Below are 25404 nucleotides of genomic sequence, written 5' to 3'. Positions count from 1 at the left end.
GCTGCCTCGCTCTCGTGCGTTCCGTCGTACCTCTGGTCGCGGCCACGTTACGGGGAGGGGCGAAGATCCGGGAGTGTCTAAAGAGTTCGCAATGTCCTGATAGGGGAGGGTCGGAAGGAAAGGTTCCGGCTTAGCGTCCTCTGGGGGACGCGGACGGGGTGGGTCCGGGTCCGGTAGGGGGGACACGTGGGGGGACCCGTGGCCATGGGTACTTGGGGTGCGCCGGTACAGGCGGACCGAGGCGTTCCGGGGCTCGTCGTGAAGCTCGGCGACTATCCGCTGCACCACGGCGGCGTCGGAGCCATCCGCAGCCTGGGCCGGCTCGGCGTGCCGATGTACGCGATCACGGAGGACCGGTTCACACCGGCCGCAGCCTCGCGCTATCTGCGGCGCGCGTTCGTGTGGCCGACCACCGGGACGGAGGAGCCCGAGTGGCTGGTGGACGGGCTGCTGCGCATCGGCCGGCGGATAGGACGGCCCGCCGTCCTCATCCCCACCGACGAGGAAGCCGCGGTGCTCGTCGCCGAGCACCAGGAGGAACTCGCGACCCGCTTCCTCTTCCCCCGCGTCGACGCGAAGCTCCCGCGCCGCCTCGCCAGCAAACAGGGGTTGCACGAACTCTGCGTGGAGCACGGCATCGCGAGCCCCGTCAGCTCGTTCCCGCAGTCGTACGAGGACGTGGAACGGTTCGCGGCACGGGCCCGCTTCCCGGTGGTGGCCAAGAACCGGGAGGCGTTCGAGCGGCGCAGGCAGCCCGCGGTGAACGGGACGACCCGCATCGCCGACCGGGAGTGCCTGCTGCGGCTGGCCCGCGGCTGGGGCGAGCGGCCCGGGGTGATCCTCCAGGAGTACCTGCCCCGGGAGGACGCCGAGGACTGGATCGTGCACGCCTACTTCGACACCGACTCCACCCCGCTCGCGATGTTCACCGGGGTGAAGGTGCGGTCGTGGCCGCCGCACGCGGGGATGACGGCGAACGCGTACGTCGTCGACAACCCCGAACTCGCCGACATCGCGGGCCGGTTCATCAAGCAGATCGGGTTCACGGGGGTCATCGACCTCGATCTGCGGTTCGACCGGCGGGACGGCCGGTACAAACTGCTGGACTTCAACCCGCGGATGGGCGCGCAGTTCCGGCTGTTCGAGAACGAGGCCGGGATCGACGTCGTACGCGCCATGCACCTCGATCTGACCGGACGCCCGGTGCCGGAGGGGGAACAGCTCGCCGGGCGGCGGTACATCGTGGAGAACATCGATCTGCCGGCGCTGCTCGCCTACCGGCGCAGCGGCTACACCACACCGCACGCGCCGCCGCGCGCGAGCGGGACGGAGCTGGCGTGGCTCGCGGGTGACGACCCGCTGCCGTTCCTCACGATGCTCGCGCGCTTCGTACGGCCGGGTGCGAAGCATCTGTACCAGATGTGGCGGGCCAACCGCCTCGGCAACACCCCCGTGCGCCCCTAGCCCGCGGGGCCGTCGGCGCACGGGACCACACGAAGTAGACATGCAGCGTCCTGGGGAGGGACTTCGTGATTCAACCGGTAGCAGTCATCGGTGCCGGGCCGTACGGTCTGTCCACCGCCGCGCATCTGCGGGCGCAGGGCATTCCGGTCCGTGTCTTCGGCGAACCCATGGTGAGCTGGCGGGACAACATGCCCGCCGGGATGCTGCTGAAGTCCACACCGGCGGCGTCGAGCATCGACGCGCCCCAGCAGGGCCACACCCTCGCCGACTACTGCGACGCGGCGGGCGTCCGGCGCCTCGTGACGGACGAGGACATCATCCCCGTCGAGACCTTCATCTCCTACGGCGAGTGGTTCCAGCAGCAGCTCGTGCCCGACCTGGAACGGGTGCGCGTGGTCTCGGTGGACCGGAGCAAGAGCGGCGGCTTCGAGCTGAAGCTGGACTCGGGGGAGTCGTTCACGGCGCGGGCCGTCGTGGTGGCGAGCGGCCTGTTCGGGCTGGCGCACCTGCCGCCCGAGCTGGCGGGCGCGGCGGCGGACGGCCCGACCCCGATGGGGCCCGTCTCGCACAGCTCCCAACACGCCGACCTGGGCCGGTTCAAGGACAAGGACCTGATCGTCGTGGGCGCGGGGCAGTCCGCCCTGGAGACGGCGGTGCTGGCGGCCGAGGCCGGCGCGCGGGTGCGGGTCGCCGCGCGCGGGCGGGGGGCCGTGGCCTTCGGCGCGCCCCCGTGGCGGCAGCCGAGGTTGCGCCCCGAGTCGCCGTTCGGGCGGGCCTGGTCGCTGTGGGCGCTCAGCTACTACCCGCACCCCTACCGGTATCTGCCGGCCACCACCCGGCACCACCTGGTCCGCCGGGTGCTCGGGCCGCTGGGCGCGTGGTGGCTGCGGGAGCGGTTCGAGGGACGGGTGGAGGTGCGGGAGGTGGAGCGGGTCGTGCGGGCCGGCGCCGTCGACGGGCGTCCGCTCCTCGTGGTGCGCGAGCACGACGGCCGTACGGCGGAGCTGGGCGCCGATCATGTCATCGCGGCGACGGGGTACCGGGTGGACCTCGGGGCGATGGGGTTCCTCGGCCATGAACTCCGTACGGAGCTGGGGGTGAGCCGGGGGACGCCGGTGCTGGGGGCCGGGTTCCGGTCGTCGATCCCGGGGCTGTACTTCACGGGGTTGCCGGCGGCGGCGTCGTACGGGCCGGTGATGCGGTTCGTGTGCGGGACGGAGTTCGCTTCGCCCCGGCTGGCTCGGCATCTGGCTGCGGCGCATGGGTGAGTGAGGTGGCCGGGTTCAGCTCGGGGGGTGCGGTGCGTCGCGGGGTGCGGGCCCGGTGGGGCTTCTCGCGCCCACGCGGCGGAGCCGCATGTCGATACAGCCCCGCGCCCCTTTTCGACGCCTGCGGCCGTCTCAAGGGGCGCGGCGCCCCACCCCGTCTCCAGGAACTTCCGTTCGGGCAAGGGAGGTTGACGCCGGGGCGCGTCAGGGCGTCCTGGAGCGTCGGGATGCCGGACGTCGTCCGGTTCGGGGCGAACCGATGGGGCGTGGCATCCGTATTCTCTGATCATGGCCGCTCCCACCGCATATTCACTCATCGCCACTGACCTGGACGGAACGCTCCTGCGCAGTGACGACACGCTCTCCGACCGGTCCCTCGCCGCGCTGGCGCGGGCCACGGAGGCCGGTGCCCAGCACCTCGTGGTGACGGGACGGCCGGCGCCGAGAGTGCGCCCCCTCTTCGACGACCTCGGCAGCAGGGGGCTCGCGGTGTGCGGGCAGGGCGCGCAGTTGTACGACCCCGGCGCGGACCGGCTGCTCTGGTCGGTCACCCTGGACAGGGAACTCGCCGAGACGGCGCTCGGCAAGATCGAGGCGGAGGTCGGACAGGTGTACGCGGCCGTCGACCAGGACGGCGTCGACGGCCTCACCCTGATCGAGCCCGGCTACCTCATGCCGCACCCCACGCTGCCCGCGGTGCGGGTGCCGCGCCGGGACGACCTGTGGTGCGAGCCGATCAGCAAGGTGCTGCTGCGCCATCCCTATCTGTCGGACGACGAGCTGGCCTCGGCGGCGCGGATGGCGGTCGGTTCGCTGGCGACGGTCACCATGTCGGGGCCCGGCACGGTCGAACTCCAGCCATGCGGCATCACCAAGGCGACGGGGCTCGCGCTGGCCGCCGACCACCTCGGTCTGACGCCGGACGAGACCATCGCCTTCGGTGACATGCCCAACGACATCCCGATGTTCGACTGGGCCGCGCACGGCGTGGCCATGGCCAACGCCCACCCGGAACTCAAGGCCGTCGCCGACGAGGTGACCCTCTCCAACGAGGACGACGGGATCGCCGTGGTGCTGGACCGGCTCTTCCGCTGAGACAAGCGTTCCCCTGGGCCCGCCGGCCCAGGGGAACGAGTGCGGAGCCGGTGGGGCTCAGTACGCGCCGAAGACGTTGTCGATCGAGCCGTACCGGTCGGCGGCGTAGTTGCAGGCCGCCGTGATGTTGGCGACCGGGTCGTACGGGTCGTACGGGGTGCCGGAGACGTGGTACGCGGCGAACGTCGGGTCGATGACCTGGAGGAGGCCCTTCGACGGGGTGCCCGCGGCGGCGTTGGAGTCCCAGTTGTTGATCGCCAGCGGGTTGCCCGACGACTCGCGCATGATGTTGCGGTGGATCCCGTTGTACGTCCCGGGAATTCCGTTTTGCGCCATGATGTCCAGCGACTCGCGGATCCAGCCGTCGAGGTTGTCCGGGTACGTCTTGACCGACGCCTGCGTGGCCGTGGAGGCCTTGGGCTTCGTCGACGCCTTCTTCGCGGCGGGCGCCTTCGTCCCGGTCACCTTCAGCTTCAGGCCCGGACGGATCAGGGCCGGGTTGTCGCCGACGGCGGCGCGGTTGTCCTTGTAGAGCCGCTGCCAGCCGCCCTTGGTGCCGTGCTTGCGGGCGATGGAGGAGAGTGTGTCGCCGGAGACCACGGTGTAGTTCGTGGACTTGGGCAGCGTCGCGGCCGGCGCGGACTGCGCGGCGGACTGGACGGAGCCGACGGCCTGGGCCGGGGTGGCGGCGCTCGCGGTCGTGGCGACCGTCAGCGGGAGGGCCAGGGCGGCCCCGCCCGTTCCGGCGGCGAGCATGCCACGGGTGAACGCGTTGCTTCTGGGACGGCGGTGTTTGCCTCGTGCGGGCATGGCGGATTCCTCTCCGTCGCCTGCGAGGTGAGCTGTCGGGTTCGGGCTGGAGATGCCCGGCCGCGCGCGTCCTCCCGGCGGTCGCTGTGCGTGCCGCGTCCACCGGTCGTGCTGCGCGTGGCTTCACCCCTAGCCGGTCCGATGGGGGAAATGCCGGACCGGCGCTTACCTGGGTCCCCCGCTCCTGCCGTGCGTGGATGAGTGGTGATGGGTGGGGAGTCCGGGCGGCGGCAGGATTCGGCGGTCCGTCCGGACGGGGTGTGAACGTATGCGAGAGCACACGATCGGAACAAGTCCCGGTTTGGCCGGTAGGTCTAGTTGACCTTGACTTTGGTGTGATTCGGTAGCAATTTCCGATGCGCGTTCCGGGGTCAACTTGCCTACCGCAAAGGGAAAGTCGGCGCGGTGGCGGAGGTTTGCGGCGCCCGGCCCGGGTGACTCAACTCACGGGAGGAGTCGGGTGAAGTTCTGGTATACGGCAAATCGGTCAACTCGGGCCGGGTGTGTGCGCTCGTCCCCGGGGGTGCCCGGGGGCCTGCGAGGGGCCTCGCGCGGGTGCCGTACGCGCGTCGACCCGTGGGCGCTCGTGGTGATCGAAAGGTGACCGGATACGCTGACTCGGGTGATGGCAGCGACAGATCGACAAACTGTGTCATCGACCGTGAGAGCGAACCAGACCGACCGTGTGACCGTGTGACCGTCAGTAGACGTCAGCAGACAGGAGAACCCTCGTGACCGTCGTCGAGCCGTTTGGGCTGAGCGCGCGGGACCAGGCTCTCGAAGCCGATGTCCAGGCCGGAATGGCGGCCGTCGAGGAGGGTCTGCTGGAGGCGACCAAGAGCGGGGTCCCCTTCATCCAGGAGGCCGCCCAGCATCTGCTGCGGGCCGGCGGCAAGCGGTTCCGCCCGCTGCTGGTGATGCTCGCGGCACAGTTCGGCGACCCGTACGCGCCGGGTGTCGTGCCCTCGGCGGTCGTGGTCGAGCTGACCCACCTGGCCACGCTGTACCACGACGACGTGATGGACGAGGCCGAGGTGCGCCGGGGCGTGCCGAGCGCCAATGCCCGCTGGGACAACTCCCTCGCCGTCCTCACCGGCGACTTCCTCTTCGCCCGCGCCTCCCACGTCCTCGCCGACCTCGGCCCCGACGCCGTCCGCATCCAGGCCGAGGCCTTCGAGCGGCTGGTCACCGGACAGATCCTGGAGACCGCCGGGCCGCGCGACGGACGCGACCCGATCGAGCACTACCTCGACGTGCTGGGCGGCAAGACCGGCTCGCTGGTCGCGGTCGCCGGACGGCTCGGCGCGCTGATGGCCGGCGCCGACGAGACCGTGGTCGACGTGCTGACCCAGTACGGAGAGCGGCTCGGTGTCGCCTTCCAACTCGCCGACGACGTCCTCGACATCGCCTCCGACTCGCACGAGTCCGGCAAGACCCCCGGCACGGATCTGCGCGAGGGCGTGCCGACCATGCCGGTGCTGCGGCTGCGCGAGCGCGCGGGCCGGCTGGGGCTGGCGGACGACATCGCCCTGTGCGAGCTGCTCGACTCCGACCTCACCGACGACGCCCGGCACGCCGAGGCCCTGGCCCGGCTCCGCGTCCACCCCGCCCTGGAGCAGGCCCGCCGCGACACCATCCGCTACGCGGAGGAGGCCCGCGCGGTGCTGGCCCCCCTCCCGGAGTGCGACGCGAAGGCGGCGCTGGTGGAGCTGTGCGACGCCGTGGTGCACCGCGCCGGATAGCCAGCGGAGAAGTCACCAGGGACCGGTCGTCGGCGGCGTCCCCTACGGGTCGTGGGGAGGCGCCGCCTCGTCATGTCATCCCTGACGGTCCGCCATGTCATCCCGTAGCAGTACATGGAGTTGAGTCCGGAGTCTGACGACTGCCTCCGGCCGATTTGGTCAGATGGGTATCACCACTCCTCACCGATTCGGGTGAGAATGGCGGCTCCGACCAGACGCCGCCGCCGACGACGGAGGTAAGGCACACATGGCACCGTACGAAACCGACGACAGCGCCCGGTCCGGCGACGCGGCCGCGCTCGCCGCCGAGGCCGACGAGGCGCGCTCGGCACGGCGACGCAAGGCCGCGCGGTACGTCGTCCCGGTCACCGTGCTGGGCGTGGCCGCCGCGACCATCGGGCTCGTCCCGGCCTTCGCCGGCTCCGGTGACCCCGATCTGCCGAAGATCAGCGCGCAGGAACTCATCGAGAAGATCGCCGCCTCGGACGTCCAGCAGGTGTCCGGCACGGTGAAGATCACCACGGACCTGGGCCTGCCCGACCTGGGCGGTCTGGCGGACAGCCTGGGAGCACAGGGCGCGCCCGGCGGCGACGGCGGTTCCACCGCCGACCCCTCGGCCAAGCTGCTCGAACTGGCCACCGGTACCCACACGTTGCGGATCGCCGCCGACGGCCCCGACAAGCAGAAGCTGTCGCTGCTGGACGAGGCGGCCGAGTACAGCGTCATCCACAACGGCGACGACCTCTGGGCGTACGACAGCGCCTCGAACGAGGTCTACCACGCGACCGGCGCCGGCCCGGAGGGCGAGAGCGGGGGCAAGGGCGGCAAGGACGTCCCGGACACCGCAGAGGACGTGCCCGCCACGCCGCAGCAGCTCGCCGAGGAGGCCCTGAAGGCGGTCGACGACACCACGTCCGTGGCCGTCGACGGGACCGCGCAGGTCGCCGGGCGGGACGCGTACAAGCTGGTCGTCAAGCCCAAGCAGTCCGGTTCCACGGTCGGGGCGATCTCCATCGCCGTCGACGCGAAGACGGGGCTGCCGCTGAAGTTCACGCTCACCCCGGCGAGCGGCGGCGCGGCCGTCGTCGACGCGGGCTTCACGAAGGTCGACTTCGGCAGGCCGAGCGCTTCGACGTTCGACTTCACCCCGCCGAAGGGCGCGAAGGTCACCGAGGCCGACGAGGCCGACGAGGCCGGGAAGGTGGGCGGCCACGCGTCCGGCTCCGGCGACTCCGTGTTCGAGGGGCCCGGCAAGAACGGGGAGTTCAAGGACGGCAAGGGTCTCAAGGGCTCCGAGGAGGAGTTCGCCGGCGGGCTCGACGGGCTGAAGACGATCGGCGAGGGCTGGAGCACCATCGCCGTGATCGACGGCGGATCCGAGGCCGGCCTGCCCACCGGTGGCGGCGAGTCGTCCGGCGACGCCCGGGTCGACGGCTTCCTGAACTCCCTCGGCGACCAGGTCAAGGGCGAGTTCGGCTCGGGTACGGTCTTCAAGACCCGGCTGATCAACGTCCTCTTCACCGACGACGGCACGGTGTACGCGGGCGCCGTCACCAAGGACGCCCTGGTGAAGGCGGCCGACGCGGCGAAGTAGCGACGCCGGTTCGGTGGACCGGGTGGTGAGCCTGCGATGCCTGGTTGACCGGCCGGGGCGGTGGAGTGGTGACGCCGGTTCGGCGGACCGAAGCGGCGGAGCGGTGACGCCGATCCGGTGGGCCACGGCGGTGACGCCGATCCGGTCCGCCGGGGCGGTGAAGTACGACGTCCGGCCGTGGGCCGGGACGGCTGACCCGCCGTCCCGGCCCACCGGCCGTACCCGAGGGGAGCCATGAGCGACGCAGCCATCCACACCCAGGGGCTGACCAAGACCTTCCGCGGCGGACAGGTGGCCGTCGACCACCTGGAACTGACGGTGCCCGGCGGCAGCGTCTTCGGCTTCCTCGGCCCGAACGGCTCGGGCAAGACCACCACCATCCGCATGCTGATGGGCCTGATCGAGCCGACCTCGGGCACGGCCGAGGTCCTCGGCCGGCCCATGCCGCGCTCCGCCCGGACCGTCCTCCCGCACGTCGGCGCGCTCATCGAGGGACCCGCGCTCTACGGGTTCCTCTCCGGCCGCGACAACCTGATCCGCTACGACTCCGCCGACCCCACCGCCGACCCGCGCACCCGGCGTACGCGGGTCGCGGCCGCCCTCGACCGGGTGGGGCTCGCGGCCGCCGCCGGCAAGAAGGCGAAGGCGTACTCGCTGGGCATGAAACAGCGGCTGGGCCTCGCGGCGGCCCTGCTCCAGCCGCGCCGGCTCCTCGTCCTCGACGAGCCGACGAACGGGCTCGACCCGCAGGGGATGCGCGAGATCCGCACCCTGGTACGGGAGTTGGCGTCCGACGGCACCACCGTCTTCCTCTCCTCCCATCTCCTCGACGAGATCGAGCAGGTGTGCACCCATGCCGCCGTCATGGCCCGGGGCAGGCTCGTCACCCAGGGCCCGGTGGCCGAACTGGCCGCCGGCGCACGCGGTCGCCTGGCCGTCACCACCCCGGACACGGCGGACGCGGTCCGGGTGCTCAAGGAGCAGGGAATCTCCGACGTGATCGTGGACGAGGACGGAGCCCGGGTGACGGCGGAACCGCCGCCGCCCGACCACGACCTCGCCGACCTGAACACCGCACTGGTCACCGCGGGCGTCCGCGTCCGCGGCTTCGCCCTCGAACGCGCCTCCCTGGAGGACGCGTTCGTGGCACTCACGGGGGAGGGTTTCGATGTCGCGGGCTGACACACCCGGGGCGCAGGCCCCGCCGGAGGGAGCCCTGCCGGAGTCCGCCGCGCACCCGGCCCCCACGCCGGGCGCCCCCGTCCGTACGCCCGGCCTCCTGTGGACCTTCGGGCTGTTCCGCAGCGAGTTGGTGACGACCTTCCGGCGGTGGCGGACCCTCGCGCTCCTGGGCGTGCTCGCGGCGGTGCCGGTCCTCGTGGGGATCGCGGTGCGGATCGAGACGGGTGACGGATCGTCGATGGGCGGCGGACCGGACGGAGGGGGCGGCGGCGGTGGCGGGCCCGCGTTCATCGCGCAGATCACCAACAACGGCCTGTTCCTGGTGTTCACGGCGCTGGCCGCGACGCTCCCCTTCTTCCTGCCGATGGCCGTCGGCGTGATCGCCGGGGACGCGATCGCGGGCGAGGCGAACGCCGGCACCCTGCGCTATCTGCTGGTCTCGCCCGCCGGCCGGACCCGGCTGCTGCTCACCAAGTACGCGACGACCATGACGTTCTGCCTGGTCGCGACCCTGGTCGTGGCGGCTTCCGCGTTGGCGGTCGGGGCGCTGCTGTTCCCGCTCGGGGACCTGACGACGATCTCCGGGACGCGGATCGGTTTCGCCGAGGGTCTGCTGCGGGCCCTGCTGATCGCGCTGGCGGTGGCCGCGTCACTGATCGGGGTGGCGGCCCTCGGGCTGTTCGTCTCCACCCTCACCAACAGCGGGATCGCGGCCATGGCCACCACGGTCGGCCTGCTGATCACCGTCCAGATCCTCGACCAGATCCCCCAGCTCGACGCCCTCCACCCGTACTTCTTCTCCCACTACTGGCTCTCCTTCGCCGACCTCATGCGCGAGCCGGTCTACTGGGACGACCTCCAGCGCAACCTCGGCCTCCAGGCCCTGTACGCGGCGGTGTTCGGCTCGGCGGCGTGGGCGAGGTTCACGGCGAAGGACATCACCGCCTGACGCCACTCAGGCGGCGGACTCCTCCGTGTCGTCGTACGGGAAACGCGCGAACGGCGGCCGCGCGGTGAGGAACGTCTTCGCCCGGGCGAGGGCGGCGGTGTCCCGGAGTACGTCGCCGGGCTTGCTGCCGTTGCCCAGCAGCACTCCGCCGAAGCGCATGCCCAGGTAGGCGGCGGTGTTGTTGAGGGTCCCGACGAGGGGCTCGGCGACCTCCTCCTCGTGGTGGGCGAGCGCGGTGACGCCCCAGAGGGTGCGGCCGGCCATGTTCTTCTTGAAGTCGACACCGGGGGTGCGCAGCCAGCCCGACCAGTGGTCTAGGTAGCGCTTGACGTGCGCGGACACCGAGTACCAGTACAGCGGCGACGCGATCACGATGTCCGTGGCCGCGAGCGTGGCGTCCAGCAGCAGCGCCCTGTTGTCGCCCTCGGGCCGCACATGGTCGCTGTCGTGCCGCAGATCCTCGAAGTCGGGCAGCGGGTGCCGGACCAGATCGATCCACACCTGTTCGACATCGTCCGGCAACTGCTCCGCCGCCGCACGGGCCAGCATCTCGGTGTTGCCGTCGGACCGGCTGCTGCCGAGGACGAAGAGGAAGCGGCGGGTCATGGGGTCCCCCTGGGTGCGTGGCATCCGCGCACGGCCCTGCGGAGCGTGCGGCGATTACATGCGTAAACAATAAATGCATGCGCATGAGAGTTCCAGTGGGGGAGTCACCGGTGGGAGCGCGTCAGGGAGAGGCCGCGCCAGGGGTGCTGTCGCGGGAGGCGGGCGAGGACGGCTCCAGAAGCAGGGCCATCACCCCGACGAGGGTCGCGCTGCTGACGATCTCCCGGCGGGCGATCATGCCGGGGATCCCGGTGAGCGGGATCCACTCCACCCGGTCGGACTCGTTGAGCTCCGTCGGCGCGCCGATCCGCCGGGCGTCGTCCGTACGGAAGACGAAGTGCTGGGTGTCGGTGATGCCGGCCGCCGGCTGTGCGTACACCAGTTCCCGCAGCGACCCCGGTCGCCACCCCGTCTCCTCCTCCAGCTCCCGCGCCGCCGCCTCCTCGGGCGACTCCCCGTCCTCGACCAGGCCCATGGGCAGTTCCCACGCCCAGGTGTCCGTGACGAAGCGGTGGCGCCACATCATCAGGACCCGGTGCCGGTCGTCGACGGCCGCCGTGACCGCGAGGTCCCGCAGCCGGACGACGTGGTGGTCGCCGCGCGTACCGTCGGGCCGCTCGACGTCCAGCGACCGCAGCCGCACCCACGGGGTGTCGTGGATCGTGCGTTCACCGTGGACGGTCCATCTCATGCCGGGTCCGCGCTCTCTCGTTCCGGGTGCGTCCGCACGGCCTCGGCGGCGCACGCGGTGCGCAGGAGCGCCGCCTCCTCGCCGCGCCGGGCCACCAGCTGGAGGCCGACCGGGCAGCCGTCGGCGTCGAAGCCGGCCGGGACACTCATGGCCGGGTGGCCACTGAGGTTGAACGCCCAGGTGAGCGCCGTGGAGTAGCGCTCACCCGGCCCGTCGTGGCCGTGCGGGGCGTTGGGCGTGGTGGGGGTCAGGATCAGGTCGGCCTCGGCGAAGAGCGCGGCGAGCCGCCGGTCGTTCCCGGCGCGCAGTTCCCGGGCGGCCCGCACGGCCGCCGGGTCGGCGTCCGGCGCCCCCCGGAGGGCGAGCCAGGCCGCTGCCGGGTCCTCCAGGCGTACGGGGTCGTCCCGGCGTCGGTGCCGTACGAGCCGTACGAGCCCCGTGTCTTCGAGGCGGAGCGCGGCGGCGTGGGCGATCGAGGCGGGCTCGGCGTCGGTGTCGGCGAAACCGAGGTCGGCCGACCAGACAGCGGTGAGGGGAGGGCGCGAGCCCTCGCCCGTCTCGTCCGCCTCGCCCGCCACGCACCGCCAGTACGCCGCCGCGTCCGAGGCATGGCGGGTGAGGACGCCGGCCGCCGCGAGGCCCGTGCGGTCGGCGGACGGCAGCCGTCCGTTCGTGGTCTTCAGGCCGACGACCCCGCACCACGCCGCCGGGATCCGCACCGACCCGGCGCCGTCCGTCCCGGTCGCCATCGGTACGAGGCCCGCCGCCACCGCCGCCGCGGACCCGGCGGAGGAGCCGCCCGGCGTCCGGTCCGCACGCCAGGGGTTGACGGTCCGGCCGTAGGCTCCGAGCCCCCAGGTCTGCCAGGGGGTGCCGCGGCCGGGCACCGAGGTCGCGCCCACGGGGACGCACCCGGCGGCGACCAGCGCGCGTGCCGCCGCCGTACGGACTCCGGTCCGCCCCTTCACCCCGATCGGCACCCCGGCCAACGGCAACCACTCGCCCGCCGCGACCCGCGCGTCCACCTCCCCGGCCCGCCGCAGGGCCTCCTCCGCCCACACCTCCACGAACGCGCACAGCGTCGGCTCGGCCCGCTCGATACGGACGAGCGCGGCCGCGACGACATCGACGGCCCGCACCTCACCGGCCCGCACCCCGGCGGCGATCCGCACGGCGGAGAGAGAGGGAAGACCGCCGGGCGGGAGGGGCGTCGCGGGGAGGGGGGTGGGGGTGAGGGAAGTGGGCGTAAGGGCGTCGGGTGCCGGTGGTGAGGCGAGGGGTGGTGAGGGGTCGGGGTGCGGTGACGCGGCTGGGTGGGGTGGTGCGTCGGGGTGCGGTGGGGTGTGCGGTTCCATGGTCTTTCGGGGGTTTTGGTGGTTGTCGGGGACGTCGGTGGGCTGACGGGGTCTCTCGCTCGTCCTCACGGCCCGCCCTCAGCGGCCCGGTCCGCCCGGTCCGCCCGGTGTCGGCGGCAGCGGCGGCTTCGGTGGTGCGGGGACGTGGGGGCGGGACGGGCCTGGTGTGGGTCCTGTGGTGCCGGGTGTGACCCCGCCGACCCCTCCGCTCATCCCGCCGGTACGGCGCTTCGCCGCGTCCGCGACCGGATTGCCGGTGGCCTGGCCCTGCTGCCCCGGCACACCCGGCACCCCCGGGCCGGTCGACGACCGCTGCCCGGCCGCCGCCTGCAGACTCGCCGGCCCCGGCCCGGGGCCGGGGCCGGGCTGCCGCCCCGTCTCCCGCGCCCGCCCCTCCTCGGCCCCCGGCGGCGTCGACGCGGCCCGCGTCGAGGCCATCGCGGCCCGTGCCCCCTCCGGTGCCTGCTGGGCGGCGAGTTGTTCCTTCGTCAGGTAGGGGCGGGGCTCGACGTGCCAGGACGGCGCGTTCGGGTCCACCTCGCGGCGCACGACACGCTCCATGAGAGTGGCCATCTCGACCGGGCCGATGCCCCCGGGCACCGGCGTGAGGTGCTGCGGGATGTCGTACGCCGCCTGCTGGACGTCACCCCGCACGGTGCCGTCCGCCTGCGGGACGAACCCGGAGTCGACGACGAGCCGGTGATGGGGCCGGAGGTGGTCGGGGCCGAGGATGCCGGCGCTGCCGGTGACGGAGACGACGATGTCGGCGTCGTGTACCCGCCCCAGGTCGTCCCCGGCGTCCAGCTCCATCAGCCGGTGCCCCTGCGCGCGCAGCGTGCTGACGACGCCCTGCCCGACGAACCCCTTGCTGCCGACGACCGCGATCACCGGGTCGTCCTGGGCGAAGGGCTCCACGACCCGGCAGATCCCCTCGGCCGTGGCGCACGCGGTGTACGGGGAACGGCCCTTGGTGAGCGCGTCGATGTCCTTGGCGGGATCCATGCGCTGCACGAGCGGCTGGAGTTCGGCCGGCGGCGGGAACTGCACGATGATCGCCCGGGTCGCCGGATCCTGGTTGGCCTGCTCCAGCACCGCCGCGAACTGCGCACGCGTCGTGCCGGGCGGCATCACCACGTGGTTCGCCTCGAAGCCCAGGTGTTCGAAGCTCTTCACCTTCTGCTCGGCGGAGACCTTCGACGCCTCCAGCTTCACCTTCCACTCGGGCGGATCGTGCTCCGCGGGCTGGAAGCGGATGATCGTCACCCGCTGTCCCGTCGGGGCCACGGCGTCCCGGTAGGGGGCGTACAGGTCCTTGGCCTGCCGCAGTACGTCCCGTCCCGACAACTGCTCGGTCATCGTCGGCTCACCCCTGTGTCGCTTCGTGGTCGATGCGGGCGAGTACCTGGGGGACGGGTTCGAGCCCGTGGCCCAGGAGTTCCTCCACGTCCCGCGCGGTGAACGTCCGGTCGCCCGTGAGGTCGTCGGTGTGCCCGTCGGGGCCCGCCGTGAGAGTGATCAGGGTGAAGGACTCCGGCCCGGTCGGGTCGTGGTACGAGAACGCCCCGAAGTGGGCGATCCAGAAGACCTCCACCGGCTCCGCCCCGAACGCCCGCCGCAGCGCGGGCAGGACGGCGTCCGCGACGCTGCCGAAGTCGTCGGTGATGCCCCGGTCGTCGGGGTTGCTCGCCAGCTCCGACACCACCGCGACGACCCGGCCGGTGACGGTGGAGCGCATGGCCCGGACGAGCGTGTGCGCGCGCCCCGCCCGGCGGTGGCGCCAGTCGACGACGTCCTCGAAGTACTGCAGGGTCGAGTTGTCCATGGTTGTCTCTCCCGTCGGCCGCGGACGCCTACCGCTCCCGGTCCGTTTCCGCTGGTGGCCGCCTTGTGATCGGCTGCGCGTCGGTTCAGGGTATGAGGGCTCGCCCCGGGGCGGGCCCCCGCCCGTCCGCCGCCCCCGCTCAGTCCTCCGTCCCGTACGGCTCCACGGCCGGCGGTTGCTTCGCGCGGTGGCCGCCCGCCTTGCAGCCCGCGAACGGGCCGCCGGGGGAGCGCAGTTCGGCCATGATCGGCCCGAGGTGGTCGCGGTGCCACACCGCCGGACCCGTCGGGCCCGCAGTCGGGTCGGTGAGTTCCTGCCAGGCCAGCCACAGGGCGTGCAGCCGCGCCACCGCCTCCAGGTGCTCCCACCAGCGTGGGCACCAGGGCTGCTGCGAGGTGACCTCGCGGCCGTAGACCGGGAGCAGCAGATCCGCGACCCAGACGGCCAGGCCCCGCATCTCCTCGGCGTACTCGGCGCCGTCGAGGTAGAGGATGAACGGCGGCCCCACGGCGGGGAGCGGCTGTTCCGGACTGTGCTGTTCGACGGTGGTGGTGGTCATCGACTGCTCCCTTCACAGAGCTTCTCCGGAACACGCCGGAACGCGTGCGGCCTCATCGGGTGATGCGCTCCGTCGCCCTCGCCGTGATGGCCTTGACCTCGGCCTGGGCCGCCAGCGCGATACGGTCGGCGCCGGGTTCGGCGTACCAGGGGCGGAGGCGGACCAGGGCGGGCCTGACGCCGGTGGCGAGCAGGAGGGCGGTGCCCTTGGGCAGGGCGCGGATGCGGTCGGCGGGCAGGATGCGTTCCAGGCGGTACGAGGTGGAGCGGGACCGTCCGTCCTTGCTGCGGGAGTAGCTCACCGTGGACACGTCGTGCTCGCCGACCAGCCGCGAGACCTTCTCGACGAAGTCCGCGTCGTCGAGGCCCGCGCCGAGCAGCTTGATGGTCGCGGCGCCCCACAGCGCGTCCATCCCGGCCTCGCCCCACACCCGGGTGCCCTGGCGGTAACTCTGCAGCAGGGTCACGACGTTGATGCCGCGTGAGCCGAAGTGGGAGTAGAGGTCGGGCAGGTCGGAGATCCGGCAGACGTTGGCGGCCTCGTCCAGCACCGCCGTCATCGGCGGGTCCAGCCGGCCGCCCATCCGCTCGGCCGCCACCACTCCCGCGCGCAGGACGGAGTCGGCGCACGCGGCGATGACACCGGCCGCCGAGCCGCCGCCGTCCTTGGAGAGGAGGTAGAGCGTGTCGGCGGACAGCACATGACGTTCGGGCAGGAACTGCGGCAGCTCCGGGTCCGGGCTCACCCAGGCCGCGATCGTCGGGTCGAGCAGGCACGCCACGCACTGGCGGGCCGTCTCGTAGATGCCGTCGCGGGTCTCCACGGCGCCCTGGACGGTGCCCTGCAACTGGTCGGCGAGGGCCGTCATGCCCGCGTCGCGGAGCAGGTCGACGGGCGTACGGTCGGCCGGGTCCGCGAGCCAGGACAGCACCTCGCCGACCTGCCGCCCGCCCCGGTTGGCGGCGTGGAACAGCGCGGTGAGCGTGTTCTGGGCCGCCGAGATCCAGAAGTCCCGCTTGGAGGCGTCGTCGTTGACGGCGCCGACGAAGTGGCCGGCCAGACGGCGGGCGCCCTCGATGGTGGCCGCGTCGGCGAGCATGTCCCACCACAGGCCGCGCGAGGTGTGCGCGATGCCCTGCGGGTCGAACGTCCAGACCGTGCCCGCGCGTTCGCGTTCCGCCCGGGTCACGCTGTAGACATCCGCCTTGTTCGACGTCAGGAGCACGCTGCCGCGGGCGCGCAGCACACGGGGGACGGCGACACCGGTGGACTTGCCGGCCCGCGGTGCCATCAGGTCCAGCTCCACGTCCTCGTAGCTGCTGCGGAGTTCGGGGCCGCCGGGTTCCAGGTTGCCGAGGAGGTTGCCGGTGTCGTCCGGGGAGAGCTTGCCGGACCTGGGGAGGGACGGGCGGAGCTGGCGGGCGCGGGCGGCGGCGCCCTTGGGAAGGAGGGTGGACAGTTCGCGGCGGCCGGCCAGGCCGCTGGGGTTCCTGAGCCGGCGGCGGACGAGGACGACGGGGGTGACGAGCAGGGCGAGGGCGGCGCCGAGGAGCGTGCCCACGCCGGCGGTGAGGCCGGCGGCGGAGGTCGTCGGCCATACGGCCGTGGGGCCGTCGGTGACGAGGGTCTTCATCGTGGTGAGGGTGAAGGGGGGTGGGTCCCAGCCGGCACCGGTGAGCGCGGCGGCGAGGGTGCCGCCGAGCCAGGTGGTGAGGAAGAGGGTGCCGACGAGCAGGGCGACGCCGGGGATGACCCAGGGCAGGAGGTCGTCGCTGGTGGTGTGCTGCGGCTTGCGTGTCGCCATCTGTTTCCCCCGGTGAGTTGACTGGGCTTTCGTGCGATGCGGTGCGTTGTCGGGCGCGGGCCCGGTGGGGCTTCTCGCGCAGTTCCCCGCGCCACTGAAGGCCAGGCCCTGCGGGGCCTGGAAAGCGGCGGGGCCGCGGGAAGAAAAGCACGGGGCGCAGCCCCTGCTTTTCAGGGGCGCGGGGAACTGCGCGAGCAACCCCCACGCACCCGCACCCGCCAACCCACCCGCACCCCCGAGCTCATAGGCGCCCGGCCCGAACTCACCCGCGCCCGGCCTTCACAAGCGACGGCGTCCACCGCGTGTTCGTGTTGTGCAGCTCCCGCTCCGTGTCCGTGATCGACACCTTGATCGGAATCCCGGGCCGCCCCCCGACCTTGATCAGGAACCGCCCACGCCCCGGCGGCTCCTCGTTCCCCCCGGTGCTGGCCCAGCCCGGCGGCGACGACCACGACGACACCAGGTCGATCTCCCGCTCCGACAGACCGACGATCTCGCCGAGCTCCCTCATCTCCGTACGGGGAAGGCCCGCGCACACCACCATCCCGGCCCGCTCCACGAACCCGCGCGCCTTCGCCCGGTCCGCCTCGCTGCCCAGCGCCTCCGCGTCCTTCAGCGTGTGCGTGATCTTCGCGTCGCCGAGGCCGAGGGACCGGTTGAGGCGGGTGAGCGCGTCGATCCGCTCGACGATGCCGGAGGCGGCCCGCAGAGGACGCCACAGCTCGTCGAGGACCGTGAAGAACCAGCGCTGCGGCGCGAGCCCCGCGTCGGCGAGCGCGTGGGCCGCCGCGACCGTCCCGAGGCCGTCCGACCACGCCGCCAGCATCGCCGCCGCCGTGAGCTGCGTGTCCGCCTCGCCGATCCGGGAGATGTCGACGCAGACCGCGGGCGAGGCCGGGTCGATACGGGTGGAGGTCTCGGAGGCGAAGGTGTCGCCGAGCGGGCCGTCCAGCACACCGAGCAGGGAGCGGTGCAGCGGGTCCACCGCCTCCTGGTAGCGCGCCACGTCGCCCCGGTCGAGGGTCACCGCGCGCACCCGGTCAGGACCCTCGTCGAGCACCTTCAGCAGGTCGGGCAGGAGCGGCGCCCGCCCCGGCTTCGCGCGTTCCGTCAGGTGGTGCAGGCACGCCGACAGCACCGACTGCTCGTGGTCGTCCATCGGGCGGCCCCGGACGATGGTGATGAGCGCCGCGACCATGTTCAGCACCCGGCCGTGCGCCTCCGCCGCCAGGATCCGGCCCCGCTCGCCGCCGATCCGCAGCGCCGCCTCGCCCATAGCGCCCGGGTCGAGCACGTTGATGCCGCCGACCCCGCGCCCGATGGAGATCACCTGACCGCCGAGCGCCCGGACGGTGTCGGCGTAGTCGGGCTTGAGGTCGCCGAGGACCAGCGGGGTGATACCGGTGGCCGCCATGCCGATCAGCATGCGGTTGACCAGCGTGGACTTGCCGAGGCCCGGCATGCCCAGCATGAACAGGGAGGGGTTGGAGATGTAACGGGCGCGGGTGAACCAGGAGATGGGGTCGCCGCAGACGGTCGCGCCGGTGTGCAGGTGCTGGCCCAGCGGCACGCCCGTCATGGGGGCGCCGGAGCCCGCCGCGAAGGGCCACAGACCGCATGCCTGGACCGTCGTGGCCCGCCACAGCGCGGGCGGGTCGACATGCCCGACCTGCCCGCCGCCGGGGCCGAACCACCCCCGCGGGGGTGCGGTCTGCGGACGTGATGTTGCAGCGCGCTTGCTCACAGCGCCTCCCGGATCTGGTACGGAACGAGGGTGTGCTCCCACGGCAGCAGGCCGACGGGGAGCGTGCAGGTGAACGCGGAGGCCTGCATACGGTCGGCGGGCCGCATCAGGATGCGGGAGGACGCCTGGAGGTTGCGTACGGTGATCGCCGCGTCCGGCAGCTGCTCCTCGCTGTCCACGGTGACCGTCACCATCAGCGAGAACTCCACGAGCCCGGCGCCCGCCGCCTCCTCGGCCGCCGTCTGCTCGGCCGCCTGCATCTCGGAACTGGCCCGCGCCTGCACCAGGCCCCGCTTGGAGCCCGCCATGAAGTGCGCGGCACGCCGGTCGGCCTCGACGATGCGGGCGGAGGTCGCCGGGTCGATCGGCCGGTAGACCAGCGAGACCCGCTTGCGGCGGGTGCCGGCCGCGGGCTCCAGCAGGCCCCGCAGCACGCTGGAGCGGACGGTGCCGCGCGGCGCCAGCGTCAGCATCCACGTCCGCGAGACCCCCGAGTCGTGCTTGTACGCCTTCACCGACTCCACGGCGGCCGCCGGGCCCGCGTCCGTCCAGTCGAGGCCCGTGGTCGTCTGCTCGGCCCGCGCGCTCAGCACGTCGGGGGCGACGGCGGGGTCGTACGCCACCCGGACGATCTCCGCGAGCCGGTCGGCGGAGAGCGGGTAGGCGGAGCCGCCGCCGGCCGCGACCAGGCCCGACAGCAGACCCGGCAGGCGCATGGACAGGTCGGTGATGACGTCCTCGACGTCCCGCTTGGGGCCGCCGGTGGGGCCGTAGGTGAGGGCGATGTAGGTGTGCATCTCGGAGGAGGCGGACGGGTAGCGCGCGACGACCTCCTCCATCACGGCGCGGGCCGCCGCCGGCGCGTCCGGCGCGATGCGCGGCAGCACCTCGGCCGCCAGCCGCGTCCCGGTGTCCGGCGCGGTCTCCACGACGACCTGGGCACCGCGCAGCCCCGGCTCGTGCGAGAGCCGGGAGAGCCAGTCGCCCCAGGACGCCACCCAGATGTCGACCTGCTCGGGGTCGACCAGCGAACCGCCGTCCGGCTCGCAGGCCAGGACCACCGTGCACAGGTTGCGGCCCGGGTGGTGGATCACGCCGAAGGCGCGGTTGTAGGCGTCCCGGCCCTCGTACATCTTGGTGCGGGCCAGCAGACCGGGCGGCTGGTAGCGGCCGCCGGGGCGCTTGGAGAGAGGGCCGGAGACATACGTCGTGGAGCCGTTCGCCTTGCGCCTGAGCCAACCGATACGCACCGCGACCACCTGGTAGATGTTGCGGCCGTCCACCGTGCGCAGCGCGAGCGGCGCGAGGAAGAGGCCGAGGGGGATGAGGACGAAGATCGCGGCCAGCAGCGAGACCAGCGAGGCGAGCAGGGCGACCAGGAGTCCGCCGAAGGCGACGACGGTGCCGAGGAGGCCGAGGGGGCCGAGACCGGGGCGGCGGGGGCGGCGCCAGTTTCCGTAGGTGGGACGCGTGAGGGCGTCGGTGGACATGGGGTTCCTTCTTCCGGCTGAGGTCGCTGGGGTCGAGTGCCTACGAACTCGGGGCGCTGGGGTCGGACGGCTGCTGCGGGTGGTGCGTGGTTGCTCGCGCAGTTCCCCGCGCCCCTGAAAAGGCAGGGGGCCTGCGGCCCCTGCTTTCCATGGGGCGCGGGGGTACCACTACTGGTTGTGGCCCTTCATGCCGTCGTTGTCGTCCAGGGAGCCCGCGATCTCGGAGGCCGCCTGCATACCGGTCTGGACGACCACCGCGGCGGCCTGGACCGCGACGGCCGCGCCCGCCGTGGCCGCTCCCGCGGCGGCGGTACCGGCCGCCGCGCCGGCGCCACCGGCACCGCCCGCGCCGGCGCCCGCCGAGGAGCCCGCGCCCGAGGAGGGCGAACCCTGGGGGCCCGTGGAACCGCCGCCCCCGCCGCCGCCCGACTGACCGGCCGCGCCGACGGCACTGCCGGCGATGCTGACCGCGCCGGAGGCCATGTTGTTGGCGACGCCCATGGCGACCGTGCCGCCCGACGTGCCGCCGAGGGCGGCCGTGGCCGGGACGATCAGCTTGAGCAGGGCGGGCAGGGCGAAGACCGCCAGGATCAGCATGCCCATGCCCGCGATGACCTGGTCCAGGTTCTTGGTGTCCTCGGTCATCGAGGTCGCCGAGTAGATGATCAGGGCCGCCGCCGGCTTGTAGAGCAGCCAGGCCGCGAGCCAGCCGATGTGCTTCTTCCACCAGCCCTCGCCCCACCCGGTCATCGAGGAGGCGGCGGCCAGCGGCAGCGTGCCGACCAGCATGATCAGGACACCGATGCGGATGTACATCAGCACGATCTGCACGAAACTCGACAGCATCACCAGCAGACCGAAGATCAGCACCAGACCGGGCTGGTTGAGCGTCAGCACCCCCAGCATCTCGTTGGCCTTGTCACCGAGGTCCGATCTGGCGTACACGTCCTTGGCGTACGCGTCCGACGCCTTCATCAGGGCGGTGACCACGGGTACGGAGGCCGCGCCGACGAGGATGACCTTCCACATCCCCATGAACGCCTGTCGCATCGACTGGCCTTTTCGGTCCACGGCCATCCGGATCGCGGCCAGCAGCAACGAGGCCACCGCCACGTAGGCGACGATCCAGTCGACCTCCGCCATGATCTTTCCGATCGCGCTGCCCGCGGCCGCCTGGCCGTGCCCACCGCCGTTCCCCGCCGGGTCGTCCACGTCGATGTTCAGCCAGACGCCGTTGAGCGCCTTGAGCACCTCCGCCGCGCCGTCGCCGATCGCCTTGGCGAAGACGACCACGGCACCCTCGGTGAACTGCTTGCCGCCCTCTTCGATGACACAGTCGTAGAGCTTCCAGGAGCAGGCCATCTCACGCCTCCCAGGTGACGAAGCCGTCGGTGCCGCTGACCTGCGACACTCCGCTGTAGACCGAGCCGTCCGGGTCCGGCGAAAGTTTCCAGTCGCCGTCCCGCCAGCGCACGGTGACCGAGGCGGAGCCGAAGCCGCCGTCCCCCATGCCGCGCACCAGGACCATCACGGTCGCCTGGGTCTCGTCGTACGACAGGACCGTGAACCCGGCGTAGCCACCGGCGTCCGGCGAGCCCGTGGTCGACTTGTCCGCCTCCTGGGACCGGCTCGCGATCAGCGCGTCACGGCCCGCGCCCGGCACGACCTGACGGTCGACGACCTCGCGCCAGCCGTCGTAGCTGAGGTGGTCGGTGATGGAGTGGACCGCCATCACGGCGCCCAGCGGGGTGTGGGCGAAGCAGGACCAGACCGGACCGTCGTACGTGCGCGGTCCCGCGCTCTTGGAGACCGGGACCAGGCCGGTGCCGTTGGCCTTCCAGTGGAAGTCGCGCGGCGCCTCGGTGGGCTCGGCCTGGTCGCGGTCGTCGGTGCGGCAGCCGGCGGGCCGCTTGTCCGAACCGCCGTCACCGCCCCCGGAGTCCGCGCCCTTGTCCGAGCCCGGGTCCGAGGTCGAGGTCGAGGTCGGTGCCGGGTCCGGATCGCCGGCCGCGCCGGACGACCCCTCGCCGCCGTTGCCCGTCACCGCGAAGAGCACGGCGAGGACGAGCAGGACCGCCAGGAACCCGGCCGACAGGATCCAGCCCCGCTGCTGCCAGAACGGCTGCTCCCACTCTCCGCTGCCCTCGTGGGCCCGGCCGGAGTTCAGCATCGTCGCTCCCCCTTTCGACGTGCTCGGACGACTAGAAGACGAAGTTCACGAGCGGGCCGGCGGTGGCGACCAGGACACAGCCGCCGAGGACCATGCCGAGTCGGCCCATGTGCTCCGAGCCCTCGCCGCGGCGCATGGAGATCGCCATCATGGCGCCGCAGATCAGGACACCCGCGACGCCGGCGGCGGTGCCGGCCCAGGCGACGATGCCGAGGACGGTGTCGACCTTGCCGGTGAGTTCGGCGGGTGCGTCGCGGTTGGGGTTGGGGACCGTGCCGTCGGCCAGGAGGACGGACTGATGAGCCTTGGCGGCTATCGCGTGCAGCATGTGGTTTCTCCCCGTGGTGCCGGCCGTCCCGCCGTGGGCGGCGGGCCGGCGTCGACCGATGTGAGCGGATGGGACATTGGGTCGCTTTCGGGGCCGGCATGATGTGCCCGGGTTCCCGGTCGCCCTGTGAGCTTGGCGACTGCTGTGAGCCGAAACCAAGCGATGTAGTGATCCAGCACCTGTCGGTGACGCGCTCGTGACAGACGGGAACTCCTCGTCATGTCCGGGACAGTGACGGAGCGTCAGAAACAACGGGACCTGCGGCTGAGCGGAATGTCTCGCACCGGTGTGCGACGGGAAGCGGCCCAGGTACGGCGACGGGAAGTCGCCCAGGTGCGGCGGCGGATGCTGCCCGGGTGGGGCGGCCGGACCTGCCCGGGGGCATGACGACGGCCCGCCGGTTCACCAGGAACCGGCGGGCCGTCGCGCCGCTCTGCCGAGCGCCTCCCTACAGCACGAACCCCACGATCGGCCCGGCCGTCGCGCCGATGATGCAGGCGCCCATCACCATCGCGAACTGGCTGAGATGCTCGTCGCCCTCCCCGGACCGCAGCGAGATCGCCATCCGCGAGCCCACGAGCAGCAGCCCGCACACACCGGCCGCCGTGACCAGCCAGGCGAGGATGTTCAGCACGTAGTTGAGTTCGCTGGTGACCACGGCCGGAGGCCCGGCCAGCGTCGAGGCGGCGGCGTACAGGGTGCTGCTCATGGGGTCCTCCCGGTCAGACGGGCCAGTGCCGCGCTCTCCCGGGGCGGCGGGCCGGTGAGGTCGCCGGTGCGCCAGGCGGGCACCCAGGGCACGCGGTAGACGTCGATGACGGAACCGATCACCTTCACGCGCTGCACCAGCTGCCGGGGCAGCCGGCCGGGCGCGTCCGCGACCAGCACGATCGCGTCGAGGTCGAGCCCCGGCGGCGCGTCGCCCCGCCGGAAGATGTCCAGGGTGTGCGAGACCGCGTCGAGCCCGGCGGCGTGCGTGCGCCCCACCAGGAGCACCGAGCCCGGCTCGCCCTGGTCGGGACGCGGCCAGTTGCGGCCCGCGTCATGACCGCCGAAGACCGTCGCGAGGGTGGTGGACCCGGCGCCGCCGTGCGTGGCGACCCAGGAGAACCGTCGTGTGCTCGCCGCCGCCAGGGGCGCCGGATCCGGCGGCCGTGCCTCGGGCTCCGTCACCGGGCCCCGCACCCAGATCTCCGGCCCGGCCGCCGCCTGTCCTGTCTCCGGCCGCATCACCGCATCACCGCTCTCCACCACTCCCCGTTTCCACCGCTGAACGCGGTTTCCACCGCTGATCGCGGCGGCCCGCTCGTCGCGGTCCGCCCGTCGCAGTCTTCCTGAGCCCGTGGCGCCCGTCGCACCCGGCGGGGTGCCCGCCGCCGTCGTGTGCCCGGCGCGACGCCCACCCCCGATCTTCACGGCGCGCGGGCGCCTTGGGAATCGGGACGTGAGTTCCTGCGACGAGCCTGTGACGCACCGGTGACGCGGGGAGCGGGGGCGAGCGGAGAGACTCGTCTGACTGGACCCAAGTGGCAGGAACATGACGGAACAGCGTCACCGGATTCCGTCGTCCCGCCGCTTCGACGCTGAGGGGAGCAGATGTCCAACGGGGGAGGGTCCGTCACGACCTGGGTCGTCGGCGGCTGCGTGGCGGCCGTGCTGATGCCGGTGGTCATGATGGTCGCGGTGAGCGGCGGCGGCGAAGCCGACGCCGAGGAGCAGGGCGTCGGAGGAGGCCTCAAGTCGGGCCAGGTACCGGCCGAGTACGTGCCGTGGGTGCTCAAGGCGGGCGCCATGTGCGACGTCATCAAACCGGCGGTGATCGCCGCGCAGATCGAGGCCGAGTCGGGCTGGAACCCGAACGCCAGGTCCCCGGTCGGCGCCGAGGGGCTGAGCCAGTTCATGCCCGGCACCTGGCCGAGCTGGGGCAAGGACGACGACGGCAACGGCCGCGTCTCCCCGTACGACCCCGGCGACGCGATCATGGCGCAGGGCCGCTACGACTGCGCCCTCGCCAAGCAGGTCCAGGGCTACAAGGACAGCGGCCAGGCGACCGGCGAGACCCTCGACCTGGCCCTCGCCGCGTACAACGCCGGTCCGGGCGCCGTGCAGAAGTACGGCGGCATCCCGCCCTACACCGAGACGCAGAACTACGTCACCCGCATCAAGTCCCTGATCTCCAAGTACGAGTCGGTCGACGACCCGCCCGGCAAGCTCCCGGCCGGCCGGCAGATGGCGATGCCGCTCTCCGGCAACCCGCCCGTGACCTCCCCGTACGGCTGGCGCATGCACCCCACGCTCGGGGTCCGCAAACTCCACACCGGCATCGACTTCGGCGCGGGCTCCGGCACACCGGTGCTCGCCGCCCGCGACGGCGTGGTCACCTTCGCCGGCTGGAGCAACGGCTACGGCAACCGTGTCGTCATCTCCCACGGGACCATCGACGGCGACACCATCTCCACCACCTACAACCACATGCTGTCCGGCCTGAGCGTCGGCGTCGGCGACCAGGTCAAGGTGGGCCAGCGCGTCGGTCTCGTCGGCTCGACCGGCTACTCGACCGGTGCGCACCTCCACTTCGAGGTGCAGCAGAACGGGGCGTACGTGAATCCGGCGCCGTGGCTGGGGCTGTAGTGACGACGAGGGCGAAGTGGGCTACAGCAGCGCGTCGTTCGGCGTGGACGACCGGCTCGACGGGGCAGGACACTGAGGTGAGGAGGGGAACGAGAGTGAA

Annotated in this window: 23 protein-coding genes; 8 read left to right on the top strand and 15 right to left on the bottom strand. The window is 72.6% G+C overall.

Going from position 1 to position 25404, the window contains the following annotated elements; translation table 11 throughout:
- Positions 1–204: 204 nt before the first annotated feature.
- From ACZ52C_RS08905 to ACZ52C_RS08895, 3 genes are all read left to right on the top strand, one after another.
- Positions 205–1464 (top strand): carboxylate--amine ligase, encoded by a 1260-nt coding sequence (locus ACZ52C_RS08905; RefSeq protein WP_469074039.1) that lies wholly within the window; start codon positions 205–207, stop codon positions 1462–1464.
- 65 nt (positions 1465–1529) lie between these two features.
- Complete coding sequence (locus ACZ52C_RS08900) at positions 1530–2732, top strand: NAD(P)-binding domain-containing protein (RefSeq protein WP_469074038.1); 1203 nt, start codon at positions 1530–1532, stop codon at positions 2730–2732.
- A gap of 288 nt (positions 2733–3020) precedes the next feature.
- Complete coding sequence (locus ACZ52C_RS08895; RefSeq protein WP_045559374.1) at positions 3021–3827, top strand: Cof-type HAD-IIB family hydrolase; 807 nt, start codon at positions 3021–3023, stop codon at positions 3825–3827.
- A 57-nt stretch (positions 3828–3884) separates the two neighbouring features.
- Here the strand turns inward: ACZ52C_RS08895 and ACZ52C_RS08890 are convergent, their stop codons facing one another.
- Positions 3885–4637, bottom strand: a complete 753-nt coding sequence (locus tag ACZ52C_RS08890; protein ID WP_469074037.1) for a LysM peptidoglycan-binding domain-containing protein — start codon at positions 4635–4637, stop codon at positions 3885–3887.
- 731 nt (positions 4638–5368) lie between these two features.
- On the opposite strand from ACZ52C_RS08890, the gene ACZ52C_RS08885 reads away from it, so the two are divergent.
- From ACZ52C_RS08885 to ACZ52C_RS08870, 4 genes are all read left to right on the top strand, one after another.
- Positions 5369–6379, top strand: a complete 1011-nt coding sequence (locus ACZ52C_RS08885; RefSeq protein ID WP_045559376.1) for a polyprenyl synthetase family protein — start codon at positions 5369–5371, stop codon at positions 6377–6379.
- A 247-nt stretch (positions 6380–6626) separates the two neighbouring features.
- Positions 6627–7973: a LolA family protein gene (locus ACZ52C_RS08880; protein ID WP_469074036.1), complete on the top strand. Its 1347-nt coding sequence runs from the start codon at positions 6627–6629 to the stop codon at positions 7971–7973.
- 234 nt (positions 7974–8207) lie between these two features.
- Positions 8208–9155 carry an ABC transporter ATP-binding protein gene (locus ACZ52C_RS08875; RefSeq protein WP_469074035.1) on the top strand — a complete coding sequence of 316 codons (948 nt, stop codon included), beginning with the start codon at positions 8208–8210 and terminating at the stop codon, positions 9153–9155.
- A complete protein-coding gene (locus ACZ52C_RS08870; protein WP_469074034.1) occupies positions 9142–10104 on the top strand; it encodes an ABC transporter permease in 963 nt (320 codons plus the stop codon). Before ACZ52C_RS08875 ends, ACZ52C_RS08870 begins: the two co-directional genes overlap by 14 nt.
- 6 nt (positions 10105–10110) lie before the next feature.
- Here the strand turns inward: ACZ52C_RS08870 and ACZ52C_RS08865 are convergent, their stop codons facing one another.
- The 14 genes from ACZ52C_RS08865 to ACZ52C_RS08800 form a co-directional block, all read right to left on the bottom strand.
- Positions 10111–10710 (bottom strand): flavodoxin family protein, encoded by a 600-nt coding sequence (locus ACZ52C_RS08865; RefSeq protein ID WP_469074033.1) that lies wholly within the window; start codon positions 10708–10710, stop codon positions 10111–10113.
- A gap of 121 nt (positions 10711–10831) precedes the next feature.
- The gene (locus ACZ52C_RS08860) at positions 10832–11401 is read right to left on the bottom strand and encodes an NUDIX domain-containing protein (RefSeq protein ID WP_469074032.1); all 570 of its coding nucleotides are present in this window, start codon (positions 11399–11401) and stop codon (positions 10832–10834) included.
- The gene (locus tag ACZ52C_RS08855; RefSeq protein ID WP_469074031.1) at positions 11398–12573 is read right to left on the bottom strand and encodes an amidase family protein; all 1176 of its coding nucleotides are present in this window, start codon (positions 12571–12573) and stop codon (positions 11398–11400) included. The genes ACZ52C_RS08860 and ACZ52C_RS08855 overlap by 4 nt, the downstream gene beginning before the upstream one ends.
- A gap of 261 nt (positions 12574–12834) precedes the next feature.
- Positions 12835–14112, bottom strand: coding sequence for a tetrahydrofolate dehydrogenase/cyclohydrolase catalytic domain-containing protein (locus ACZ52C_RS08850; protein WP_469074030.1), 1278 nt, complete (start codon positions 14110–14112; stop codon positions 12835–12837).
- 7 nt (positions 14113–14119) lie between these two features.
- Complete coding sequence (locus ACZ52C_RS08845; RefSeq protein WP_469074029.1) at positions 14120–14578, bottom strand: hypothetical protein; 459 nt, start codon at positions 14576–14578, stop codon at positions 14120–14122.
- Between the two features lie 139 nt (positions 14579–14717).
- Positions 14718–15137 carry a DUF4913 domain-containing protein gene (locus tag ACZ52C_RS08840; protein ID WP_469074028.1) on the bottom strand — a complete coding sequence of 140 codons (420 nt, stop codon included), beginning with the start codon at positions 15135–15137 and terminating at the stop codon, positions 14718–14720.
- A gap of 52 nt (positions 15138–15189) precedes the next feature.
- Positions 15190–16941 (bottom strand): type IV secretory system conjugative DNA transfer family protein, encoded by a 1752-nt coding sequence (locus tag ACZ52C_RS08835; RefSeq protein ID WP_469074027.1) that lies wholly within the window; start codon positions 16939–16941, stop codon positions 15190–15192.
- A 262-nt stretch (positions 16942–17203) separates the two neighbouring features.
- The gene (locus tag ACZ52C_RS08830) at positions 17204–18685 is read right to left on the bottom strand and encodes an ATP/GTP-binding protein (protein ID WP_469074026.1); all 1482 of its coding nucleotides are present in this window, start codon (positions 18683–18685) and stop codon (positions 17204–17206) included.
- Positions 18682–20175, bottom strand: a complete 1494-nt coding sequence (locus ACZ52C_RS08825; RefSeq protein ID WP_469074025.1) for an SCO6880 family protein — start codon at positions 20173–20175, stop codon at positions 18682–18684. The genes ACZ52C_RS08830 and ACZ52C_RS08825 overlap by 4 nt, the downstream gene beginning before the upstream one ends.
- A gap of 168 nt (positions 20176–20343) precedes the next feature.
- Positions 20344–21537, bottom strand: coding sequence for a hypothetical protein (locus tag ACZ52C_RS08820; RefSeq protein WP_469074024.1), 1194 nt, complete (start codon positions 21535–21537; stop codon positions 20344–20346).
- 1 nt (position 21538) lies between these two features.
- Entirely contained in the window at positions 21539–22345 is an 807-nt protein-coding gene (locus ACZ52C_RS08815) for a DUF8175 domain-containg protein (RefSeq protein WP_469074023.1), read from the bottom strand.
- Between the two features lie 31 nt (positions 22346–22376).
- A complete protein-coding gene (locus tag ACZ52C_RS08810) occupies positions 22377–22673 on the bottom strand; it encodes a hypothetical protein (RefSeq protein WP_045559387.1) in 297 nt (98 codons plus the stop codon).
- Between the two features lie 448 nt (positions 22674–23121).
- Complete coding sequence (locus ACZ52C_RS08805) at positions 23122–23382, bottom strand: hypothetical protein (RefSeq protein WP_469074022.1); 261 nt, start codon at positions 23380–23382, stop codon at positions 23122–23124.
- Positions 23379–23927 (bottom strand): DUF6668 family protein, encoded by a 549-nt coding sequence (locus ACZ52C_RS08800; RefSeq protein ID WP_319103038.1) that lies wholly within the window; start codon positions 23925–23927, stop codon positions 23379–23381. The genes ACZ52C_RS08805 and ACZ52C_RS08800 overlap by 4 nt, the downstream gene beginning before the upstream one ends.
- Positions 23928–24269: 342 nt before the next feature.
- Here ACZ52C_RS08800 and ACZ52C_RS08795 point away from each other — a divergent pair, with 342 nt between their 5' ends.
- Entirely contained in the window at positions 24270–25304 is a 1035-nt protein-coding gene (locus ACZ52C_RS08795; RefSeq protein WP_469074021.1) for a peptidoglycan DD-metalloendopeptidase family protein, read from the top strand.
- The last annotated feature ends 100 nt before the right edge of the window (positions 25305–25404 follow it).

The sequence above is a fragment of the Streptomyces sp. NPDC034049 genome (assembly GCF_055575575.1).
This window is presented reverse-complemented; position numbering and strand designations above follow the sequence as displayed.

What these genes read in the sequence shown, in the direction of transcription:
- ACZ52C_RS08905 (WP_469074039.1), top strand. Translation starts at nt 205, where the DNA reads ATGGGTACTTGGGGTGCGCCGGTACAGGCGGACCGAGGCGTTCCGGGG.
- ACZ52C_RS08895 (WP_045559374.1), top strand. Translation starts at nt 3,021, where the DNA reads ATGGCCGCTCCCACCGCATATTCACTCATCGCCACTGACCTGGACGGA.
- ACZ52C_RS08890 (WP_469074037.1), bottom strand. Translation starts at nt 4,637, where the DNA reads ATGCCCGCACGAGGCAAACACCGCCGTCCCAGAAGCAACGCGTTCACC.
- ACZ52C_RS08880 (WP_469074036.1), top strand. Translation starts at nt 6,627, where the DNA reads ATGGCACCGTACGAAACCGACGACAGCGCCCGGTCCGGCGACGCGGCC.
- ACZ52C_RS08875 (WP_469074035.1), top strand. Translation starts at nt 8,208, where the DNA reads ATGAGCGACGCAGCCATCCACACCCAGGGGCTGACCAAGACCTTCCGC.
- ACZ52C_RS08870 (WP_469074034.1), top strand. Translation starts at nt 9,142, where the DNA reads ATGTCGCGGGCTGACACACCCGGGGCGCAGGCCCCGCCGGAGGGAGCC.
- ACZ52C_RS08865 (WP_469074033.1), bottom strand. Translation starts at nt 10,710, where the DNA reads ATGACCCGCCGCTTCCTCTTCGTCCTCGGCAGCAGCCGGTCCGACGGC.
- ACZ52C_RS08860 (WP_469074032.1), bottom strand. Translation starts at nt 11,401, where the DNA reads ATGAGATGGACCGTCCACGGTGAACGCACGATCCACGACACCCCGTGG.
- ACZ52C_RS08850 (WP_469074030.1), bottom strand. Translation starts at nt 14,112, where the DNA reads ATGACCGAGCAGTTGTCGGGACGGGACGTACTGCGGCAGGCCAAGGAC.
- ACZ52C_RS08845 (WP_469074029.1), bottom strand. Translation starts at nt 14,578, where the DNA reads ATGGACAACTCGACCCTGCAGTACTTCGAGGACGTCGTCGACTGGCGC.
- ACZ52C_RS08840 (WP_469074028.1), bottom strand. Translation starts at nt 15,137, where the DNA reads ATGACCACCACCACCGTCGAACAGCACAGTCCGGAACAGCCGCTCCCC.
- ACZ52C_RS08835 (WP_469074027.1), bottom strand. Translation starts at nt 16,941, where the DNA reads ATGGCGACACGCAAGCCGCAGCACACCACCAGCGACGACCTCCTGCCC.
- ACZ52C_RS08825 (WP_469074025.1), bottom strand. Translation starts at nt 20,175, where the DNA reads ATGTCCACCGACGCCCTCACGCGTCCCACCTACGGAAACTGGCGCCGC.
- ACZ52C_RS08820 (WP_469074024.1), bottom strand. Translation starts at nt 21,537, where the DNA reads ATGGCCTGCTCCTGGAAGCTCTACGACTGTGTCATCGAAGAGGGCGGC.
- ACZ52C_RS08815 (WP_469074023.1), bottom strand. Translation starts at nt 22,345, where the DNA reads ATGCTGAACTCCGGCCGGGCCCACGAGGGCAGCGGAGAGTGGGAGCAG.
- ACZ52C_RS08810 (WP_045559387.1), bottom strand. Translation starts at nt 22,673, where the DNA reads ATGCTGCACGCGATAGCCGCCAAGGCTCATCAGTCCGTCCTCCTGGCC.
- ACZ52C_RS08805 (WP_469074022.1), bottom strand. Translation starts at nt 23,382, where the DNA reads ATGAGCAGCACCCTGTACGCCGCCGCCTCGACGCTGGCCGGGCCTCCG.
- ACZ52C_RS08795 (WP_469074021.1), top strand. Translation starts at nt 24,270, where the DNA reads ATGTCCAACGGGGGAGGGTCCGTCACGACCTGGGTCGTCGGCGGCTGC.